Annotated in this window: 1 protein-coding gene; it reads right to left on the bottom strand. The window is 44.5% G+C overall.

All coding sequences use genetic code 11. The features are described from left to right. A protein-coding gene (locus tag ACFQ45_RS17445; RefSeq protein ID WP_377370043.1) for an IS3 family transposase occupies nucleotides 1-1,095 on the bottom strand; the annotation gives its coding sequence in 2 pieces (ribosomal slippage) (nucleotides 1-862 and nucleotides 862-1,095; 1,096 coding nt annotated over the 2 pieces). This gene is flagged as partial in the annotation.

Raw genomic sequence — 1,095 nt, 5'->3', positions numbered from 1 at the left:
GACAACATATCATTAGCACTATGGCGTCTGACAGGGTTATAAAACATTTCTATATAATTAAAAATGTCTTGTTTTGCTTCGCCCCTTGTCGAGTAAATCTTTCGCTTCACTCGTTCTCTCTTTAACAGCTGAAAAAAGCTTTCAGCAACAGCATTATCATGACAGTTCCCACGTCGACTCATGCTGGCTTGTAAGTTGTGATCTTCCAAAAATCTATGCCACTCATAGCTCGTAAACTGACTGCCTTGATCTGAGTGGATTATTACCCTTTGCTTTGACTTTCTTCTCCACACAGCCATCATCAGTGCATCAAGAACAAGTTCCTTCACCATTCTTGGCCCCATGCTCCAACCTATTATTCGACGGGAATAGAGATCAAGCACGACAGATAAATACAGCCAGCCTTCATGAGTTCGGATATAGGTGATATCTGTAACCCACGCTGTATTCGGGCTTTCTGGATTAAACTGTCTTTCAAGCACATTGCTGGCTATCGTATGTGTTTCTCCTGACCGAGCTCTAGGCTTACGGTAACCCACCTGAGCCTTGAGTCCCGCTCTTCGCATCAGATAATGCACTCGATTAATACCACAAGATTCATTCAAGGATCTCAGGTCTTGATAGATCTTTCGATAGCCGTAAACACAACCCGATTCCAACCAGAGTTGTTTGACAAGACCTGTTAGGCGTTCATTTTCCTTAGCAAGTTTTGATTTTGGCTCTTTCAACCAAACGTAATAGCCACTAGGGTGAACATCGAAGAGATTGCATAGTTGCCTTACTGAAAAGTCGGCACTGTGATCCCTGATAAAGGCGTATCTTAGTCTGGGTGGCTTGCGAAGTACGCCGCGGCTTTTTTTAACAGGTCGCGCTCTTCCGTCACTCGCTTGAGCTCTTTCCGAAGACGAAGTATCTCGCTCGACTCAGCAGAAGCCTCTGCAAACGATTCTGCCTCAGGGCCATATCGTTTAATCCAAGCGTATAAACTGTGAGTGGTGGTACCTAAGCGATTAGCGACTTCAGCAACACTAAAGCCTGCTTCAGTCACTTGCTTAACCGCTTCAATTTTGAATTGTTCTGGGTAACGTGTTTTGC

The organism is Rhodanobacter aciditrophus, assembly GCF_042679525.1.
GTDB classification, from domain to species: domain Bacteria; phylum Pseudomonadota; class Gammaproteobacteria; order Pseudomonadales; family Marinomonadaceae; genus Marinomonas; species Marinomonas aciditrophus.
Note: the sequence above shows the minus strand (reverse complement) of the source record. Positions and strands in the feature narration are given on the sequence as shown.